This window comes from Sporofaciens musculi, assembly GCF_009830285.1.
Classification (GTDB): Bacteria; Bacillota; Clostridia; order Lachnospirales; family Lachnospiraceae; genus Sporofaciens; species Sporofaciens musculi.
Window position 1 is genome coordinate 2,549,857 of sequence record NZ_WUQX01000001.1, and the last position, 21,796, is coordinate 2,571,652.

16 protein-coding genes are annotated in these 21,796 nt (G+C 37.8%); 1 reads left to right on the forward strand and 15 read right to left on the reverse strand.

The genetic code is table 11. The annotated features are described in order from the left end of the window. The first annotated feature begins 227 nt into the window (after positions 1-227). The gene (locus GN277_RS12715; protein WP_159751378.1) at positions 228-1,589 is read left to right on the forward strand and encodes an MATE family efflux transporter; all 1,362 of its coding nucleotides are present in this window, start codon (positions 228-230) and stop codon (positions 1,587-1,589) included. A 119-nt stretch (positions 1,590-1,708) separates the two neighbouring features. Here GN277_RS12715 and GN277_RS12720 read toward each other — a convergent pair whose 3' ends face one another. The 15 genes from GN277_RS12720 to GN277_RS12790 form a co-directional block, all read right to left on the reverse strand. Beyond that, positions 1,709-3,115: a L,D-transpeptidase family protein gene (locus GN277_RS12720; protein ID WP_159751379.1), complete on the reverse strand. Its 1,407-nt coding sequence runs from the start codon at positions 3,113-3,115 to the stop codon at positions 1,709-1,711. 143 nt (positions 3,116-3,258) lie between these two features. Continuing rightward, a complete protein-coding gene (locus tag GN277_RS12725; protein WP_159751380.1) occupies positions 3,259-5,478 on the reverse strand; it encodes an ABC transporter permease in 2,220 nt (739 codons plus the stop codon). Then, a complete protein-coding gene (locus tag GN277_RS12730) occupies positions 5,468-6,235 on the reverse strand; it encodes an ABC transporter ATP-binding protein (protein ID WP_159751381.1) in 768 nt (255 codons plus the stop codon). Before GN277_RS12730 ends, GN277_RS12725 begins: the two co-directional genes overlap by 11 nt. A gap of 278 nt (positions 6,236-6,513) precedes the next feature. Continuing rightward, a complete protein-coding gene (locus GN277_RS12735) occupies positions 6,514-7,752 on the reverse strand; it encodes a tyrosine-type recombinase/integrase (protein ID WP_159751382.1) in 1,239 nt (412 codons plus the stop codon). A gap of 118 nt (positions 7,753-7,870) precedes the next feature. After that, the gene (locus GN277_RS12740) at positions 7,871-8,146 is read right to left on the reverse strand and encodes an excisionase (RefSeq protein ID WP_322101256.1); all 276 of its coding nucleotides are present in this window, start codon (positions 8,144-8,146) and stop codon (positions 7,871-7,873) included. Between the two features lie 154 nt (positions 8,147-8,300). Then, the gene (locus GN277_RS12745) at positions 8,301-8,558 is read right to left on the reverse strand and encodes a hypothetical protein (RefSeq protein ID WP_159751383.1); all 258 of its coding nucleotides are present in this window, start codon (positions 8,556-8,558) and stop codon (positions 8,301-8,303) included. Between the two features lie 162 nt (positions 8,559-8,720). Then, positions 8,721-14,708, reverse strand: a complete 5,988-nt coding sequence (locus GN277_RS30195) for a coiled-coil domain-containing protein (RefSeq protein ID WP_244324699.1) — start codon at positions 14,706-14,708, stop codon at positions 8,721-8,723. Beyond that, a complete protein-coding gene (locus tag GN277_RS12755) occupies positions 14,678-16,186 on the reverse strand; it encodes a phage tail tape measure protein (RefSeq protein ID WP_159751384.1) in 1,509 nt (502 codons plus the stop codon). The genes GN277_RS30195 and GN277_RS12755 overlap by 31 nt, the downstream gene beginning before the upstream one ends. Positions 16,187-16,289: 103 nt before the next feature. Next, the gene (locus tag GN277_RS12760; protein ID WP_159751385.1) at positions 16,290-16,748 is read right to left on the reverse strand and encodes a hypothetical protein; all 459 of its coding nucleotides are present in this window, start codon (positions 16,746-16,748) and stop codon (positions 16,290-16,292) included. 106 nt (positions 16,749-16,854) lie between these two features. Beyond that, a complete protein-coding gene (locus tag GN277_RS12765; RefSeq protein WP_159751386.1) occupies positions 16,855-17,478 on the reverse strand; it encodes a hypothetical protein in 624 nt (207 codons plus the stop codon). A 45-nt stretch (positions 17,479-17,523) separates the two neighbouring features. Further along, positions 17,524-17,700 carry a hypothetical protein gene (locus GN277_RS12770; protein ID WP_159751387.1) on the reverse strand — a complete coding sequence of 59 codons (177 nt, stop codon included), beginning with the start codon at positions 17,698-17,700 and terminating at the stop codon, positions 17,524-17,526. 25 nt (positions 17,701-17,725) lie between these two features. After that, positions 17,726-17,932, reverse strand: a complete 207-nt coding sequence (locus GN277_RS12775; protein WP_159751388.1) for a hypothetical protein — start codon at positions 17,930-17,932, stop codon at positions 17,726-17,728. 199 nt (positions 17,933-18,131) lie between these two features. Further along, positions 18,132-19,151 carry a hypothetical protein gene (locus GN277_RS12780; protein WP_159751389.1) on the reverse strand — a complete coding sequence of 340 codons (1,020 nt, stop codon included), beginning with the start codon at positions 19,149-19,151 and terminating at the stop codon, positions 18,132-18,134. After that, complete coding sequence (locus tag GN277_RS12785; RefSeq protein ID WP_159751390.1) at positions 19,148-21,232, reverse strand: RNA dependent RNA polymerase; 2,085 nt, start codon at positions 21,230-21,232, stop codon at positions 19,148-19,150. Before GN277_RS12785 ends, GN277_RS12780 begins: the two co-directional genes overlap by 4 nt. Positions 21,233-21,366: 134 nt before the next feature. After that, positions 21,367-21,795, reverse strand: a complete 429-nt coding sequence (locus tag GN277_RS12790) for a helicase associated domain-containing protein (RefSeq protein ID WP_159751391.1) — start codon at positions 21,793-21,795, stop codon at positions 21,367-21,369. Between the last annotated feature and the right edge of the window lies 1 nt (position 21,796).

Below are 21,796 nucleotides of genomic sequence, written 5' to 3' on the forward strand. Positions count from 1 at the left end.
AGCTATCCTGCCACTTGTTGGCAGTCTTTTTATTTAATAAAAAATAATACGAAGCTCTTTCCAAAAGGATGTCTATATATCGAAATGTCATAATAACGTAGTTTTCTCCTAATATATCATACGACAAATTCTCAAAAATCATCTATACTATTCCTTACTTACTTTGATTCCTTCATCCCCTGCAGACAGGATATCAAGCATATTTAGAAAAATTACAGGAGGCGCTCATGAACAAAGTACTTACAAAACCTTCGACCTTTTACCGCGATATGTTCCGCCTTGCTCTGCCAATCGTATTCCAGAACTTAATCACAACCGCCGTTGGCTCTGCCGACGTTATCATGCTTGGGTGGGTAAGCCAAACAGCCCTCTCCGCTGGTTCCCTTGCGAGCCAGATTATGTTCATTCTAAATCTGGTCTACTCTGGCATTTCCTCTGGTATCGGGATGCTGGCGGCGCAGTACTGGGGTAAGAAGGATACCAAAACCATCGAAAAAATCATGGGAATCGGCATGAAGATATCCATAATCGTATCCTTCCTGTTTTTCGTGCTTGCCTGCTTCTTTCCAAGACTTTTAATGTTAATCTTTACCTCTGAGGCAGAGTTAATCCGCACAGGTATCCCATATCTGCGCATTGTAGGAATCTCATACCTGTTTATGAGTATTTCACAGGTATATCTGTGTACAATGCGTTCCATTGAGCGGGTGATGTTCGCTACCCTCACCAACGGTTCGGCCCTTGGACTGAATATTGTACTCAACGCAGTATTCATCTTCGGCTGGTTCGGACTTCCAAAAATGGGAATCATGGGAGTCGCTCTTGCAACCACCATTGCCCGCTTTGTTGAACTAACCATATGCCTGTTGGACGCATGCTGGTTTCAGACCATTCGCTTCCGCCCGTCGCTTCTGTTTCGGCATAATAAGCTTTTGTTCCAGGATTTCCTGCAATACTCTCTCCCTGCTTTTGGAAACGAGGTTTCCTGGGGCGTCGCTTTCTCCATGTACTCTGTCATCATGGGACATTTGGGAAATGATGTTGTAGCGGCAAATGCTGTCGCCGTTGTCGCTAAGAACCTGGGAACCGTCGTCTGCTTCGGAATCGCCAACGCAGGCACTATTCTTCTTGGCAAAGCCATAGGAGCCGGCCATATGGAAGGCGTAAAGGAGGACGCCTCCCGCTTCTGTAAGATCACATTGCTAAGCGGAATCGCAGGGGGAATCTTAATCTTTCTGCTGCGGCCTCTCTTTATGAATATGGCCGATTTATCGACAACAGCACAAGGATATCTGCGGATTATGCTGTATATCAACATGTATTCCGTAATCGGACAGGCAATGAATTCGACTGTGATCTGTGGTATCTTCCGCTCTGGAGGAGATTCACGCTGGGGATTTATATGCGACTTTATTGATATGTGGTTCTTTGCAGTACCACTGGGCTTCATAAGTGCGTTTGTGCTGAAGCTGCCTCCAATGTGGGTATATTTCCTGATTTATCTCGATGAATTTGTGAAGTTGCCATTCGTGTACCGGCATTATAAGAGTTATAAGTGGCTTAAGAATATTACCAGAGATTTTTTATGATATGCAAAGCATTTTCTATTCAAAGGGGACTGTGGATTTAAACAGAAATCTAAATCCAACAGTCCCCTTTGAACTCTGCTGAGTGTCTGAAATTAAATTATTTTTAATAGAAACATATCCTAATAATGGATGATGACAGGCGTACCCATCTCAATCATATTGTACAGTGCGGCCGCCTTATCCACCGGCATATTCACACATCCATGGGAACCGGCAATCTGGTTGCGGGTTCCGCCAAAAGAACTCTGCCAACTGGCGTCATGAAATCCTACTCCCTGCCATGTGATCCGCATCCAGTAATCCACCGGCGTCTCATATTCCGGCTTACCGGTAGCAGGATCCTTCTCTCCCACCAATACCTTGTCCAGCTTCTTCTCCACAATACTGTACACACCCTCCGGCGTAACCCTGTTAGGCGTGGGCAGTCCTGTCACTACGTCTGATTCAAGGGCCACCGCGCCGTTCACAACATACCACATATGCTGTGCGCTCAAATCCACCTCAGCGTATGTATTGCCCCAATCCGGCATAGAATGTGACGCCGCAACTCCGCTGATATAGTATGCAGGCTCTTTTGTAATGACTTCTTTATTGTTCAACGCATTCCGAATGGTTTCAAACTCTGTGTCCTCATTAATTGACCAGCCGTAGGTTCCTCCGGACACCGTCGCGCTCTTTCCTGTAGGCGTGGTAAATGTCCTGGTCTTTCCGGTTGTATCGTACTGTTCTCCGAACTGCTCTAACCATGCCCTTATGCCGTTCTCGTCCACAATTACATTCATGTCTGCATCCACTGACAGCCATGTGGAAATCACCGTCCGGTCAATTACCACAGGGACATCCATGGTGTAGGTGATACTGGCCTGACAATACTCGTTCATCTTATCACAGGCCTGCTTTACTTCCTCAGAATCAGAGAAAAATCGAGGCGTCTCATAACAGCCCTGTTCTGCCAAATCCATCTCTGGCAAAAGCTGCTTGATAAACGACGACGCCTTCTCCTTCAATGTCTCCGGCGTCACAGTAATCCCGTAGACCTCCGGCGTAATGACAAACTGGCTGCCGTCAAATGCCGGATAGGCAGACTGCGCAGGCGTCTGCCCTGCCTGCAGGATTCCGAAAGAATTAATCTTCTCCTGAAGTTTTGTATCATCATAGGACAAGTCAAACGTAACATCCTCAGTATTTTTCTCGAAAAATGCTTTGGGCCACAGAAATGCATTCTGCTTTTCTAAAATACTCTCAAGATCTGCATTTTCATTATATACCAGAAGAATGTCACTGCTGTTGATTGTCTCTGTCGCTCCATTGATGTCATGAATGGTAAGGGTATAATCTTTTACCTGCTCTTTAAAAAACTCGTCTGCTTCCGATACACTCTTTCCTGAAAAATCATTCCCGTTAATCTCTGTATTTATTAAAAAATGACTGGTAAAGAAAACACCGACTCCTATATATGCCAATGCCAGTAAAACGATGGTTCCTCCTACGATACCCACAATCATTTTTTTCTTTCGTGTACTCATATGACTCACTCTTTCATCCTTTTTCCATTACATTTTTCTATTCATTATACCATCCCCTTCCTCTCTTTTTCAATCCCATATGCATAATTGGTCAATTTTTACTGTCTGTAATCTTCTTCCTTAAAAATATAACAGCTTATATGCTAAGGATCTATTTCTACATTTCGCCGAAAGCTTATATAGGTTGTAATAAAATATAGCCCATATATCCCGAAAAATAACAAAAATGTCAATCCAAAATAATATATTACAGCCGAATGAATCCCTGTATAGAAAATGAATTTGCCGCTCATGAACACAGACAGGCTGCCGCCGATTACACACGCCAGAAGCACAGGACACAGATAGTAACCTACAAGCTGTTTTAAGATGACCATGCTAATCTCTCTTTTGTTCATTCCCAGTTTTTTAAGCACCGAATAGCGGAATTTATATTTTGCCGAATCACTAAGCTGATGGACGGACAGGACTGTCAACGCCACGCATAAAAACACCAGACCGATATAAAAACAGGGGAAAATCACGGTTGACAGTATGTACTTCATCTCTGGAATCAGATTATCCCGCACCATATTCGACACTGACATCACTATGATTGTATCGGAACCGCAGCAGCTATTTCCCCCCATTCCCTTATGCCCTGCGAAATCTGTGTCTTCGTCCTCCTCACCGTCTTCTGACATATTGATTTCTTCCGACTCCTCCCAATCCTTTGGCTCTACAAGAGCATCCAGCTTCTTTCCCAGACCTACAGGTGCTTCGCCCTCAATATCCACAGCCAGCTCCGCATAGTAAGGAGTAAGGGATGAAACCGCCGAATCCGGAACTACAATCACATAATCCCCTCCATTATGACCATCCTGGGAAAATGGCTCTGTATAATAACCTGCAAACCGAAGCTCTCCTTCGTCTCCTTCTACGGTAATATCATCCTTCATGGATTCTACCTCACTGTGAATTCTCTCCTTGATATGGATAAGATATTCCTGTTCTTTGAGGGAAACCCTTTTGTATCCAAGCATACTGCGCAGATGATTGTAATCTGATAATCTCATATAAGTATCATATCTGCAATAAAAGCTGCCGTCCCTGGAATCCTTTTCTATTTTTTTAAGATTCGGGCTTTTGTCTTCATTCTGATAGGTATCTCCAAAAATCTTCAGATGGGTACTCAGCCATACATTCACTTGATTCGCCCTCTCCATCCTTTCTTTCGACACATCTGCTTTCTCCTGGCTTTCTGTTAAATCCTCCTGTATATTTACTGATTCCCCTAAAAACTCTTCTGGAACATTTGCATAGATATAATAAGGTAATACATCCAATACCTTTGCCTCGTCTTCAATTACATCAAGCTCGTCCTTAAAATCCTCCTCTATATCATCACTGTAAATCTGAACGTCAAACGGAAACTTTGTCTCAAGAAGTTTGTTTTGATAATCACTAAACATCATTGCAACTGTACATCCAAGGAAAGCTACAGTAAATAAAGATGTCAGCGTCCCCATGGTAAAGCTCATGACCTTTAGCTTTGAAGAAAACTGTCTGAGCAGAAAAAGATTCTGCCCGCGGTAGATCCCATTTTTCTTCTTTCGTATATAGCAGATCAGCCAGGAGGAAAGGCCGATGTAAAAGATATAGATTACCAGAATAAGACCCACAAGAAAAAATAATACCTGCCCCACACTCCTTATTCCCCCAAAGAAAATGAATATTGCAAAGGCTAAAAGAAACAGAAGTGAAGCCGGAAAAAACCATTTTTTTAACTGCTCATGGGACTCTTTTATTTCTTCATTTTTCTTTTGCGCATCCATCAAATCACGGATATTCATTTTCCGAAATTTCCTGCCGCTTCTGAAAAGAGCAAGGATATAACATCCTGCATAACACCCCACAGTCAGCAGGATACAGGCGCTGTTGAATTCCATATGGATATCGTATTTTATCTGAATCATGCTGTAGAGAATTGCCATAATCACCTGCTGCAAAAAGACGCCCAAAGCCATTCCCATAAGGAACGCCCCTGCTCCAAGCAAGGCATTTTCTCGAATATAAAGGCGGGCTATCTCCTTCTTCTTCATGCCTATCAGAAGATAGATTCCAAATTCCTGACTCCGTTTCTCCAGCATAAAACGAACCATATAATTGATTAGCCATGCTACAATCAATACGATAAAAAATGTCGCAAGCCCCACAAGAGCCATCATAATTCCTGCGATATCAAACATTTCTTCAATATCTTCGGTAAAAATCAGGCTGTTAAAGGCGAACATCAGCGCTGTCACAAAGGTCATGGTGAGAAAGTACACTAGATAATCTTTTGCCGAGCGCCTCACATTCCGAAAAGCAAGTTTACTGAGCATCGCTTATCTCACCTCCTGTTAAGGCAAGCACATCCAGAATTTCATTTAAAAAATCTCGCCTGCCATTTGAGCCGCGCAGCAGCTCATGAAAAATTCGGCCGTCCTTTAAAAACAGAATCCGTCCGCAGTAGCTTGCGGAAAATGCATCATGGGTCACCATCAGGATGGTTGCCTGCATTTTTTGATTCATGTCTGTAAATGTCTCAAGCAAGGTCTGGGCAGACTTAGAATCCAAGGCCCCTGTGGGCTCATCCGCCAGAATCAGACGTGGGCGGTTCACCAGCGCCCTGGCACATGCACACCTCTGCTTCTGCCCACCGGATACTTGATAGGGAAACTGGCCCCGAATATCCGCAATGTCAAGAAGTCGAAGCATCTCGTCGCATTTTTTCTGAATTTCTTTTTTTCCCTCCTTGCGCAGAGTCATGGCAAGGATGATATTTTCCTCTATAGTCAGTGTGTCCAGAAGATTGTAGTCCTGGAACACAAAGCCAAGATTTTCCTTTCGGAAATTGGCAAGTTTACTCTCCTCCATCTCCGCAATATCCGTATCCCCATACCAGATATGCCCTGCTGTTACCCGGTCAATGGTTGACATCATGTTCAATAGGGTGGTTTTGCCTGAGCCCGACGCGCCCATGACTCCTACAAACTCCCCCTGGGCTACTGTAAAACTGACACGGTCAATGGCTTTCGTCACATTTTCGGCATTGCCGTAATATTTTTCTACATCACAAACTCGGATATAATCCTTCATGTATTGTCTCTCCTTTCTTTTGCCGGATGTTTTTGTCAGTTTTATTTTAACAGATTATGGGATTATGTAGTATTGCCCTTTCTTGCAGTAATCTTACAGTTTTGAAAGATTACTGATGGGCACGTATCTTCTTATAAGTTGTTAAAACGTGATAAAATCGCGGTTTATAGAATTTTCATTTCACGTATCTTCTTATATCTTTTTATAATTTTACAACAAAGTGAGGTAAAATGTGTTGTAAATTACAACAGATGTGAGGTAAATTTTGTTGTATGAATTTATGCCTGCTTTTGCTGATTTTTAGCGGTTTTCAACATTTCCTCCATAACTCTTTCTTCAGTTATATGGTTGTACACCTCGTTTGTAATCTTAGAAGATTTATGCCCCATGAGATATTGGAGTACTTTCATATCCATACCGTTCTCTGCATTTCTGGTACATCCGGTATGACGGAGAATGTGCGGAGTTAAATATCCGATCTTACTTTTAGGGTGTTTACTGTTGTAAGAATCCTTTAATCGTAACAGTTCTGCACGAAATGTACCCGCACAAATTAAACTGCCATATTCAGAGAAGAATATAAAATCGGTCACGTTATCTACTTCTATATCTTCCCTTCGAGTGATAAAATAACTCTTTTTCATCTCTTTTAACACTTTGTAGAGTCTGTCCGTCATTGGAATATATCTCACATTTCTTCCTTTAGTTGGAATAATACGGAATCTGGCACACTCCTCACCAACATACTTTTTGTATTGAAGCTGGTGGTTGATTGATATAATTCTTTCTTTCATATTAATGTCATTCCAGGTTATTCCAGCGAATTCACTTACCCTACACATAGAATCAACCAAAAATACTAACTTGCGATACATATTAGGATGATATTTCTGAGCATATCTTAATAATGCTTCCTGTTCATTGACTGTTAATGCCTGTTTTTCTGTATTACATCCTTCGATTTGGTCTAATGCCCTCACTGTGGGGTTTTTATCAATATACTCTTCATCTATTGCCATGTTAAATATTGCTGATAACATTTTCTGGTAGAATATAATTGTTCCATATGACAAACCTTTATCTTGTAAAGAGACATATAATTCCACGATATGAATTTTCTTGATCTCCTGGATTTTCATTTTACCGATAGGTGATTCCTTGATATATTTATTATACATACTTACATAATTCATTACAGTATTGGGGGATAACGGTTTTCCTCTATGCTTTTTCTTCTTAATGTAAATATCGAACATTTCGTTTAGAATTATATTGCCATAGAAGATATTTTCTCCTTCCAGTAAACTTTTTTGTATCTCTTTTTCTTTCTCACGTAATGATTTATCTGATTTTTTTCCTGTCGGCACTTTATCCGAGGGCAATAGGCTCCAACTATATACAGAATGTCTCTTTTTGTCCAGACCTATGTACTGATACTGATATCTCCCGTCGCTCCGCTGGCTCTCGCCTCCCTTTAATGTTCTTCCTCTGTTATCCTTTCGCTTTATATCTGACATTTCTTAGCTCCTTTCACAAAAAGAGCCTTAATATGATAGTAAATCTTATCACATTTAAGGCTCTGCTTCAATCTATTGCATCTATATTCTTAAATCTATATTTTTCATCTTTATATTTTTATATCCAATCTTTGCTCTCGATATATTGTTCAAATGGTCTTCGTTTAATCAATTTTTTCTTATTGCCCACAGATAACACAAAGGTACAATTAGGGCTGTCTACTAATTCTCTTAGCCGATTCTCTCCAATATTTGAATACTCTGCTGCTTCTTTTATAGTTAAATTAAGTTTTGCCCATAGTGGACAACTTGTCGTTGTATAATCTTCCTTGCTAATGTCTGTGTACCTCCATAGAATTTTATTCAAAAGTGGCAGCAGACAACAACTGTCCACTGCCTATACAAATTAAAATGCCGGTATTGCTTACTATGCATGACCGACATACTACTAAAATTATATGGTTACGTTACTATTTTTGTATGGTTCTATTGCTATATCATCCTCTGTTCCAAGTTCCTTGAATTCTAATCTCTTAAATTCCCAAGTTCTAAACCGCCTCGAAGGTCTTTTTAATACTTTTCATATCCCTTATCAGTTCTGTGTATTTCGCTTTTTCGCCCTTTAAATCCTTCAATGCTTCCTGCCATTGCTTCTTGATTCCCTCTAATTCAGAAAGCAGTTCATCCACACGTTTATCCTTAGATTCATCAGTGGATTTTGCATTTTTTCCCTTCAATACGTCCAGTTCTTCCTGTAATTTTGCATTTCTCTTTCTTAATACTTCGATTGTCTTTTCCTGTGTCATATATATTATACCTCCAAATATTGTCTGTCTTTTTTGATGATTATTCAGTTTTTACTATCTTTTTTGATGAATTGTTGTCGTGTTACTACATAAAAGGGCAGAGAAAACTAATTTTCAATGCCCTTTGTTATACCTTTACTTAGAAGAACGAAACCACTCTCTCTAAATTTGGATACTAAATTTCTCAAAAGAGCTACGCAACCCCCCTGATATTGGGTTCAATGCTATAATCTGTACCAACTTTTCAAATTTACGGTCTTTCCGCATCTGCCTAAGAAAATCATTGTAATCTTGTACGTGGTCAACATTCACATTAAACTGTATCTCATTCTGAATAGTAGTAGCAGGTTTCTCATGTATTACAGGCTGCAGATTCTCAGCCGATGGGGCATTAGGATGGAACCTGTTGATAAACTCTCCAGGACGGTTTCCCAAATCCCAAATGTTTTTCGCTGCCTCACTATTATAGATCTGGTCGCCACGGTGTACTCTGGTAAGGATTGCACCATCCGATTTTCTAATGACCGTCTCAGGCTGGTTATTTTCATTTGTCCATGCCCATTGGTCTTTGTCAACACTTTCCGTACCACTCTTATATCCTTTAAGCTGATTAAGACTTACCCATCCAAGATCTCCTGAGCCTAGCCTAGAACCTCTTGAAATATGATATGGTTTCGTTGCCCAAGATTTATTATTTATCTTTGTGATATATACAGTTTGACCTAACATCTGGCTTCCGTTAGGATTCAATCCATCAGAACTATAGAAATATTTCCCGCTTGCAAATGTAACCGCATCACCAACTCTTGGGACACCATCACCGCCGCCATTAGAATAAGATGGTCTTACACTTGGAGCTGATGGTGTGGAAATGGATGGTCTGGAGGTCTGTTCTGTTTGTTGCTTATTTGCATTGTCAATGTTTGTCTTTGCCTGTTCATTTGAAGCGTTTACGGCTTGCTGGATAAGATTTTTTAAATCATTGATGGCTGTCTGAACACCAGTGAGAGAGGATGTAAACTTATCACCATAAGTGGTGATGACACCAGTAATTTTATTCGTGCTGTCTGTCCATACCGTTGTCATGGTATCTGTCAGCTTATAACCAACACTTTCAGCTTCAGAAACGAGGGTATCACGAATAGCAGATGCTTCAGAGTTGACATTTCCGATTACATCCATAATCAGAAGATCAATATTATCAAGTCTTAAATTCAAAACAGTTTCATATTCTGTATACAGTTCATCCAGAAGTTTCCTCTGTTCTGCAATCGCTTTCTTATACTGTGTATCTTCCAAATCGGTTTTGAGTTCATTCAGTTCATTCTTTAGTTCCTGACGGGTAGCAGCACCTTCTTCGGAATCATCACCTTGGAATGATAAAAACTGCTTTTCAACCTCATTGATTTTCTTTTGTTTTTCAGCAATTTCTTTCTGATAGTCGTACATGTCTTTCTGTGCATCCATCATGTCATTGTACTTATTAATGAGGTCTTGCAAAGATTCTAGCTGTTTATTAATTCCATCTTCAACAAGATCTTTAATTGCTTCTTTTTCATCCTCGGCTGCAAGGATGGATTCCTGCTGTAATTCCAGCAATTCCTTCCTGCGGTCAACTAAGGTCTGGTTGTATGGGTCTTTTGATAGTTCAGCCTGGATCTTCTCCATCTCTTTGCGGTATTCGTCAGCCTGGGACATGTAAGTATTGTAATTAACTCCATGCAGTCCCATGGTCGCTTTCCCTTCATCCGTGATAAGTCCTTTATCGTCAAACAGTTTGTTGGAAGATAGGAGTTTCACCAAGAAATCACTTTCATCTGTAATACCAGAAATCCGATCCTGTATCTTATCAAAGATTTCCCATTCGATGTCACGGATGGAATTACCAAATTCAATCAGGCTTGTATTGGCTTCCTGGATGGCTTCGTTTACGTCATTGATTTCACTCTGGAATTCATACCACTGCTCAGAACCTTCTTCAATATTTCCATTTGTGATTGCGTCATTCATGGAATTGATTAAGTCCTGGCGTTCTTTTGTTAAATCCTTCAGTTTGTTTAATTCGTTGGAGATTAAAGCATCATAATACTTCGTGCTGATGATATATCCCTGTGCTTCAGTCTGGTCAATGTAACCTTCAAGGATATTCTGCCTGTGTTCAAGCTGACCAAGGATACCGTCATATAGGGTGACTACGTTATCAAATGCTTCTGTATAGAGATCCCTTACGGATTCTTTTAATTCCTCAACTGCGTCACGGCAGTCAAGGGCTTTTTCATACCACTCTTGATATTCTTTGATATTCTCAGCAAGCGTTTCATCAGTAATTGTACTAATGTCAATCGCGCCATTCCTTACCTGATTCTTATAATTCTCGGATAAGGATACAGAATTTGCCTGTTGGATATAACGGTCATATCCGGCCTGCTGAGTTGAGATTTCTTCAGTGATGCTTGAAATCTGGTTACGGAGTGCCGTGTTCCTTTTGGAGAAGGTGTTATAAGCACTTCCAGCTACACGTTCGAGATTTTTGATCTGACGCTCAATACGGTCAATCTTCATCTCAATATAGTCAATGGTTTCTTTGAATTCTTCTGCCTTTTCGGATGTATCGGATGAATTGGAGGAAGATTTGGAATAGTTGGATTTGGTGGATGAAGAAGGTTTTGAGGATGGTTTCTTTTTGGATGTAGATTGACTACCGCTACCACCAACATTAAACTTACCTGTTCCACTTGATAATGCCGTGCCACTTGCAAGTGCTTTTCCTCTGCCTACTACATGTCCATTATTCAATAAATTCTCTGACTGTATATGGTTAAACACAATCGCATTTTTAGGCAGCTCAATAAATTCTGCACCATTGTCACCGACTGTATACCATTTTCCCGTGTGAGGATCTACAACGATTTCTCTACCCAACTCCCCTACTAACTTTTTACCAGCTATAGGATTTCCCCAGTTGCCACCTGCAAATGCAGTCCCTTGCGCATGTGCGGTTCCATTTACTGAATGTGTGCCACCACTCGAAGCGGGGGCTGCTCCACTTGATTTATTTGTAGTCTCATTTGTAACTTTATTTACCGTTACTGTAACGGATTTATTTGTAATACCTGATAAATAAGCCCTGACAACCGCTATTGATGCCAATGCCTGACTCGTATTAGCCGTAACATTGAACTTTTTATCATCTATCTTATTATTCTTTACAGTATCAATATTACTGTTTGCCTGTGCGGTATCTGCACTTACGGGAACCTGTATTGAGCCATCCAATAGACCTGCTTTGATCTGTTCAACTGACATTCCCTGAATTCCTAGTGCGACTTTCATCTCTGGTGACATACTTTCAATCTGAGCAACACAATTATTGATATCTGTTTGTAACCCTGCTGTGTCTATTCCTACTTTGCCCTGGATATTGGATAAATCTGACTTTAATTGATTCAAAACATTATATCCGGCTTGTAGTTCTTCTTCATTTACATTAAGAGTAATATCAACGTTTTCACTTTTACCTATCTCCTGCTTTCGTGCAACCAGATATTCCAAGATTGAATTTGCGGCATCCAATTTATCCGTCTTCACATCTAAATCCAAATCGGAATTTTTAATCTCATTTATATAGTCTTTTACAGAAGAAATCTGGCTATCGACTCCCTCAAAGGAATCTGCCCCAAGGTCAATATTTACATTATCGCCCAAACTGCTTAACGTTTCATTTGCAGATTCGGCTTGTGATTTCAATGTCTCCAGTGAAGCTGTTGGCTCATCAAGATTTATTTCAAACCCATAGTCACTTAGCTTCCTTAAAATCGCCTGTACGGTTTCCACATCCATGCCAAGCTCATTGGCAATATCTTGATCCTGTCCCATACCAAAGTTAATATCCCACGAACCATCATTATTCATATGCGCCCATTCTTGATTGATATTCTGGATATCTGTCAAAAAGTTCTGCGCACCTTCTTGGCCTTCTGTAAAATATCTCTTGATAACCGGCATTGCAGATTCATAAGCAGCTATAATTTCTTCATTTGATGCAGATGATAAGTCTTTGTTGGACATAAGGTCAGCAAATTCACGGAATGCATTTGTACCAGTAAGCCCCTTATCATATAAATCCTTTGCCTTTTCAAGATTGCCATATATGGAATCATACATGTCTCCTTCTTCTCCGCCTGACATAGCAGACTGCCATTGCTGGTAAGCAGAAGTAGCTGCCTCATATTGGTACTGCAAATCCTGTAGGGAAGCGATATTGTCAAGTATCCCATTCCTTGACGCTTCTAATCCTGATGTATCCTGTCCGAGAAGTTCTGCGGCGGCAATCTGACCTTCTATATTTTGTAACTCTGTATATTGGTCACTTAGGGCTGACAGATAATCCGTTTTTGTCATTCTGTCCATCTGTACTTGTAATTCGGCTAATGCTTGTTTATTCAGATGGTATCCATTTGCCGTCTTTTCAAGAGCCTTGTCCGCATCTGAACCGAACATATCCCGAAAAGCAGCCACATTATCTGCGGAAATACCTGCTCCCGAAACAGATTCGGACATGATTGATTTCAAGGTTTCTAATTCTTCTTTTGCTTTCTGTACGGATGTTGAGTATGAATCAAAAGATTTAGAAGCACTTTCTGCACTGTTCGCAACTTCACCACTTACTAAACCAGCCTGTATTAATACATCAATAAATCCCTGTATCTCTTCCTTGGAAGATTCAGCACTTAACCCCCATGCCTTAGCAAGTGTCCATAATTCATTTTCTCCCGCCTGTTTTCCGCCTGTTACAAGGGCATCCATGGCATCAACCGCATCCAATTTCAAGGATTCTAGCCCTTCCGAAGCGTCTTTGATACCATCTGACAGATCATGAAACTGGTTTTTCTTATTTGAAGTACCGGATAATGCCTCTTGAAATTCCATTGATTTAATGCTTGCAGTATTTAACTGGTCTGCCACATCATCAAACAGGGTTTTGAAAGAACTATTTTCACTTTTAGAGAGAAGTTTATCCACTTCATCACTCATGGCGGAGAAATCAGAACGCGCTTTGTTGATACCATCTTTATCACCACTGGAAAGGGCTTCATTGTATTTATCAACTGCTTCTGCATATTGGTTAAATATATCTGCAACAGAACCTTTGCCCGTGCCCTTTGATAGCATATCCATTTGAAGAAATGTTTTATAGTTTTCCTGATTCTTATCTAAGATTTCCTTATTTTGCTTCAAATACTGGGCAGATTGGTTTAATATGTAATCTAAAACATTAATACTGTCTTCATCAGTGTATTTAGATTTTAATTCCTCGATCTTATTCATAAGACCATTAATTGATTCATCTGCTTGTGAAGCATCACCATCAAAGAATATTGTTTTTGTACCGGAACCGTCATCAGTTTCTTCTAAATAAATTCCTTCCTTTTCAAAAGATTTTACAATACTTTCAATATCTTTGCGCAGATTATCCTGATTAATAGCTCTCGTATTGCCAAGGATATATTTCCTATCTTTTGTCATCTGCTCTTTGGCGTTCTTGTATTCTTCCCTGTTCTCATTCAGAGTTTCTTTTGCGTTTTCAGCCGAAATCTGCTGTAATAACCCTAACTGTGTTTGGAGACTGCCATTCACTAAATCAATATTAGTTGCTTGTGTTCCATACTGGTCGGTTATCTGCATTTGAATATCAAGGATTTGTTGACGTGTCTCATATTCCTCGGATTGGGAGAGTGTGCCGGAATCTAATTTTGATTTAAGTTCTTTGTATTTTGCAATTTGGTCAGATAAGGCATTGTTTGTTTCTTTCCATGCGGACGTTGCTTCTGTTGCTGATTCAGCAAGGCGATCTTGTCTATGGATTACATCATCAACCAATTTTGTAATTCCCGCCAACGCTAACTCGATTCCAGCCGATGCTAAAAAGCCCACTGCGAAATTTGTAAAAAATGATTTCGGATTAAATGCTTTCTCGAATTCTACACCAGTTGATTTCAAGTGTTCTTTGTAGCCGTCAAGTGAACTGGATCCATCTTGGATTGTAGAAATATATTTTCTAAATTCATCATCATTTTTACTTAAACCAGTTTGAAAAGAATTTAAATCATTTTTTCCTTTTAAGCATAAATCATTCCACTCAGATAGCAAACTATTACATTCTGAAAAATGTTCCTTCCAGCTTTTTTATTTTTTATGGCTGAAAGATTAATACCGAACAAATCCCCGCCAATACTCGTTTTTCCATTCTTATCACGTCCAATATCAATTCCTTTTCCAGTAAATACGTTCCGCAATGCCATAAATGAAGATATCATAGTTGGTAAAAGTAGCTGTTTATCTTGAAGATCAGTCATGCTAGATACAATTCCATCAAGAAAAGATACTCCACCCTTCAGTGCGTCTGTTTGGGCAAATTTACTAGTAAGCTCTGTCCAACTATTTGAAAGACTGTTTAGCCTTCCCTCAAGATTTTCTGCTGATTTCTCAGCCTCGGCCATAGCAGATCCTTTTCCATGAGAGTAAGTATCCGTCATTTTTTGGTAGTCACCAGAAGATATCCCACTAAGAATTGCCGCTAATACATTGGCTTGTCGTTTTTGTCCTATATTTCTCAAAATATCTGCTTTAAGGACATCTCCCTCTGGAAGTCTGTCATATGCTACGGAAAGCTCTTTCAATAACTCAATAGGCGTTTTTAACTGCTCAGAACCGTTTACAAATTTCGTTTGTGAAATGTTTAATGCTTTAAATGTGTCTACTATTTTCTCATTAGATGTATCTTGCAGATTTACAAAAAGGCTCTTCAATGAAGTTCCAATCACATTACCGTTTTGCTTTGTTCTGGCTACTGCTGTTCCAATAATCGCAGATAATTCATCAATTTCTACGCCTGTTTGTGCAGCCATAGATGCAGCTTTTGAAGTTGCTTGTCCCATATCGGTCATATTGACGGAAAAGGAATTAGTGATAGCGTTCTGCCCATCAAGCACAGTGCCGAGTTTTTCAACTGAACCAGCGTAATCATAGGCAGCCGAGGTTGCCAATAAATATGAATTACTCACATCAGAACTCATATTTCCGGCTGCTTGTCCTAGCATAGATAATTCTGCCATTGCTTCACCTTGTTTGCCATAAAAACCACTCCGGCTCATTTCTTGGACAGCAGTTAAATAATCTGTAGCTTTACGACCGTATTCTGAAGCAATGCTAAATGATTCATTGCTCAATGCCTTTAATTCTGATGCTGTGCTATCTGATGTCTTTGAAATCTCTGTAAGGATTGAGTCCATCTCTTTCAATTCACTCACTGCGTCACGGATCTGATCTGCACTCCAGTCTATTGCATTTGCATTAGAAAATAAGGAAAATAAACGGTTTGCTCTGTCTGCTAATTGTAATAGGCTTGATGATTTGCTTTCTTTATAATCAATAGGTACTTGAACAGGATTTTTCTCTGTTTTCTTTTGTGTATTCTTAAGTGTTTCATCAAAAACCTTTTGTGTAGATTTCTCATCAAAACCTGTTTTAAGTTTTACTTCGTGTTCCTTTTTTGTAATACTGTCTAACTTCGCCTCAACATCTTTGGTATCTAAAGTTGCTTTAATTCTTGCTTCAAATTCGCTCATATACTATATATCATTTCCTTTCTTTTTTGCATAATAAAAGAGAGACTACTATGAAATAATCTCTCTTTGCTATATTCTTTCATTTTTATATTAAATATTCATTTTACCATCTATGCTTACAATTTACACAAACCCTATTTACAGAATTTGTACGGTAGCCTGTTAAAAACGACCATTTCTTGGGGACAAGTTGTACTGAAGTACATCCGCAACGAGGACAACGCACTACGGGTTCTGGTTTGGTACTTACAGAAGGAGTCGCAAAAGCTGTTGAATCATATTCTTTTCTAAGAATTTCCTTCGCTTTGTCTAAATCCTTCGGTGCTTTAAACTTATATTCCAAGCGATACCCCTCTAAAGGTTCATCACTTAAATAAAACCCTCTCCCAGTGCAATAATAATACCAAGTAATTAAAGAATTATCATTCTCTTCCGGTGCTAATTGAGGTTCGTCCATATCACGTAATGAGGCACCACATACCAAACAATTTTCTGAATTTTTATCAATCAATACTTTATCTTCAAAAACTGTATTACATTCTGTACAGATCTTACGTCCCATACCAGCACCTCCAAGCCTCAAATTTAACTACCTATATCTTACCATATTCTAATTCTTTTGGCAATACAAGTCGAACATATTTTCTGTGCTATTTTCTACGCTACTGCTATCTAGTTATAGAATTAACCAATGTTTCGATTCCTGACTTCTTATATACAAATGCAATCAATTCTTCTAATGAAGGGAATACCTCTTTAATTTCATCAAACTGATTCACAAACTCTAATGTAGCATCTAATGTAGATTGCCTTTTGTCATACAATTTCTTGTTTTCGTCTTTATAATCCACAAGAATATTAATCAAGGTAACAACCTCATCTGAACTCAACTGCAAATAGGAAATAAAATCTCTTTTCTCGTCCTCATGGAGATCATCCCATGTTTGTTCTTTCCCAAACAATAAATTCGATAAAATTTTATCATTTGGCAATACATTATCTTCATTATCAAAACATTTAACATCATGTTTATCCTCAAATTCTTTAAGATATTCCAATACCGTTTTGTGAGGTTTAATTAGTTGAATAGATTCTATCTCATCTTCAATTATGTCGATATACTTTGAATTACCAAATGTAATCCTGTATGATTTCTGAACTCCTTCTTCTGTAAGATACTCATATTTTACCGCCAATCCACCAGATATAATAGCACCCGATGATAACTGAATTGCATAGGTTCTCCCTATCTCTGCATACTCAAATAACTCTACACTGTTTTTACTTTCCAAATAAAAATTCTCCTTTTGTTTTCTGTTTTTTCAATATTCAGTTGTCTAATTTTTTTGTTTGGAATCCTTTGGCTGAATTGCTGATAACCAAGACTCTGTTTTATGACCTAATAATTGATAAAGCTGATTAATTTTTATTAATTCTTCAAGATCTGTTGTACTATAGAATTTCTCATTTAAAATTTGTATCAAATATGCTTGTAATGCTTCATCCAATTCCATCGTAACTATAATTATCTCTCCTTTACTATTTCATGATTTCATCCAGACTTTTTAAATGTTTACCTGCAAGAAATTCATGTGTTTTCCGTAATTGTTCTGGTGTCAATCTTTTCTTTCCCTTGAACCATAAACTGCATTTCGTTCTTCCACATCCAATAAAGTCTGCAAAAAATCTATCCTCAATACCGTTTGCTTCAAGATACTTTTGAACAACTTGACTTAACGTTTCCATCTTATCATCTCCTTTCGACAAATTACAAATTACCTCAACATAACTCCAACTTTATTTCTTCATTCCAATCATATAGATTTCTCATTATTTCACCCTCAAAAGTCACTCTATCCCCAATATCGTATTGCGCAAAACTTAACTAAAAAAGTGTTGAAACGCCCTATTTATAAGGGATTCCAACACTTCAATATTACGATTTTTATTTTCTATAGTAATCTCTAATTCCAGCACAAATATGATTATAATTACTATCCTGTAACCAAATCTTCCCCCCATATTCAACAAAGTCCAACTTCATATTAACATTGCTATTTGGCATTACAGTAAGTTCAATCAGTCCTTGTTGTCTATACCATTGCAATAGGGTTTCTATCTTCCTTCTATCAACCCCTGACAGCTTTGATAATGATAAATCTGTGATATCATTTGGCTTGTTATAATATTTAGTGATTTTCATATTTCCTGTCTTTCTAACTATCATTAACAGAACTGCAAACAGCCTACATGCATCAATCTTATTCGTTCCTTTTATATTTGGATTTAACTTTATATACTGGTTAATTACTTTTCTATCTCCCTCAGTTATTGTTATAACAGAATCAAAATAATCATCTAATGTGCCGACAGTGATCCGCTTAGACTTTTGCTTTTTCAAAACATGCTTCTGATATAATCTGCGGTTTTTATATTGTCTATTTTTCAAAGATATTATCTTTTCTTCATCCACTTTATAATCATCCATGCAACGATTAATAAGTTCCTCTCCAAATGTATTCCACAAGATATCCTTCTGCTTAGATTCTGCAACAAATTCTTTATCCGTATAATATATGATGATAAGCATATCAATTAGATCATTGACATCTATATCTAATGAAAGAAGTTCAGATTTACAGTATTCAAAGAAATATCTATATCGTGACCTATATTCCCTTGCCAACTCACGGCCTTTGACTTTCTCTTGGTTTTTCTCCTGTCCTATATATTGATACATTTCCTGTAATCCATACAACATCTTTTTTACCTTGCGGCTTATTTTAGGAACATTATGTAATAGCATATGAAAATCAAATTCTTTATTATTCATTTGGATATTGAGATTACCAATGGAATTCAGTTCATGTTCCATATATTTACAAAGCCTGTCCATATTCCCTTCTCCTAAAGGACTAAATCTATATAGGCTTTTTATATTTTCGCTGCTTTCATTAAATTTCAAATATGCTTTTTGATTGCATTTTCTTCCTGTACGGCAAGTTCTAAATTCTGTGGTAGATACTTCATAAAATAGGGCTTCTTTAACTTACTTACAATTTCTTGAATATCCTCTGGAATTTCAGCACGTTCTCCTGTTTTTGCGAAATCAATCACAAGACCGCCGATACAACTGCAAATCTTTATCGAATCTCTGATGTCATCCTTCAGATCCATAGCCCATAATTTCGAGATTTCATTAATCACAGTCCCTATATCATTTGAAAAAGAATCTTTATTTACTTTCATTATGCCAGCCGTATCATTGACTAGCAGGCTCCTATCTTTTCCTTTACTAGCACATTGCTTAAATACTACCGTCCTCCCATGCCCACTATCCAATTCACGTTTAACTGCATTAATGATATCTTTATTTGGAGTGCAACAAACATGATCTCCATCTGTATCCGCCCCTCCAAGTGCTAATAAATATGTATCATACATACTGGTAATAATACCTGTCGTTTGGTATTTATACCACTTATTCATTTTCTCAGACTCCCGTATATATCCAATCCTATGCTCATGGGTAATATGCGGGGAACGTATTATATCAACTTGTTTTTCTCCCTTCATAGTCCAATAAGATGAATAAATTTGCCCTTTTCTAAGCAATCCATTTACAGGCATATTAAACGCATATTGTAATAGACCTATGATATCTGGGGTCAAAGTCTGATAATTCCCTTTTACAATTATCTTTCCAACTAGCAAATCATTTTTCAATCTTTTAATGTCTTCTTCGACTTTTCCATATATATATTTGTCATTAAACAGTTCAGGACATTTGCGCAGAGCTTTATAATAACTTGGTACTGCTTCTGATATCTGGTTCACTTGTTCTTCTTCATCAATCAAAATTCCTCTATACTTGATAAACTCATTGATATCCGTACATATATTTCTATATAATTCAATTCCATATTTCGTCAATCTCTGTATTTCATCATCCGTAAAGCATACTGTCTGTAAAGGCTGATATGAAAGCATTGTGATATTCTTCAAATCGTCTGGATGTTCTGCATAAGACGAGATATTAAATGTTCTTCTATATCCATAAAGTTCCTTTTGAAATTCTTTTCTCCAATGTTCAAAACTATTATACAAATCATAGAATTTAAACTGTGATTTCGTCAAAATGCAATCTACTCTGTATTTCTTTAAGTCCCAAATTTTACCCCAAATATCACGTACAAATCGGACATTATTTTCTTCAATAAATTTATAAATATCAATAACAAACACCTCACCCTTAATTCCAGGGATCGCCCGAAATTGAAATGCTGCCGGAATATATCTCTTGCCTTTTTTATTACGAATATTTAGTTCCAATGCCCATTTTGCTGCACATTGCGGAGTAACAAGCCCTGCACCGTCAAATGGCTTTATTTTGACCTTTTGTTTGACATTATTGTTTACTCCATATTTCTTATTTCCATCAGAATCTAAATATTCTTCTACTTCATCAATGCATTCCGATACATATTTTTCAAAATCATCTATGACTATAATATTAGGCGGTTCTTTTACTGGCTCACTATCCGTTGTACACATAGCATAGTAAGAATTCCATTTTGCAGGATTCTTATAGCAAATATTATGAGGGATACCACATAATAGGATCTTATTCATTCTGTTCACTACATCAGTTCTGATATATAGTGACTTACAGTTACGGCTATGCCCTGCGCCTGTCAACATACTTTTAAAAACTTCAACTTCTTTATCTTGTCTATGTGTTATTTTCCCATTCTTTACATTTTTAATATTTCCAGATTTTTTATCATATTGCTTTTCATATCTGCATTCATATTTTGCTAATTTTATGTATCCGTTCCTATCTATGAGGTAATCATATTTCTTCGTATTTTTACCGACTTTGAGGGAAATAATAGAATCAACTTCTTTATCAGTTATTTGTTTCCCTTCCAGATGTTTCAGTATCCTTAACAATTCACTCTCTGTCACCATGACTTTTGACTCATTATCTTTTGTTATACTATGCCTTAGCAGATTACCTTTCTTTTCTGGCGTTAATTCACTCAAATTAATACTTCTGATATTGCATAATCGCTTATTTATAACAACCCCTCCATTCCCTTTCTCTCTACTAGCAACACTCAGAGCCAAATAGTATCTTAATCTGATCTATCGGCTCTGAATATATGCTTGTACTTAAATCAGTTCATTACTACTTGTTCAAATAACTTTCTTCTATCTTCTCTCATCTGCCCCTTTTTGTATAACTTTCTCTGATCAATCAACCAATAATAATAACTTTTAACACTAATATCATTCTTGGAAATGTTGATTTTTCCATTTTCGTCCTTATTCTTCTTAAACCACTTCAACTTATCCTCCCATTTCTTATCTTTTACATCCCATATAAAGTTAATAGATTCTAATTTTTCTTTTCTATATTCTGAAATACTATTATTTTTATATGCTGAACGCATACTACTTACAAATTGACCGAGTTTTTCACCTTTAAAGATCGTTTCTTGTGCAATGTCTGAATCACAATTATTAACCTCCATATACTCTTTTAAAACCTCAAATTTTTTATCAAAATTATCATTATTAACTGAAAAAATATATCCAATTTCCATA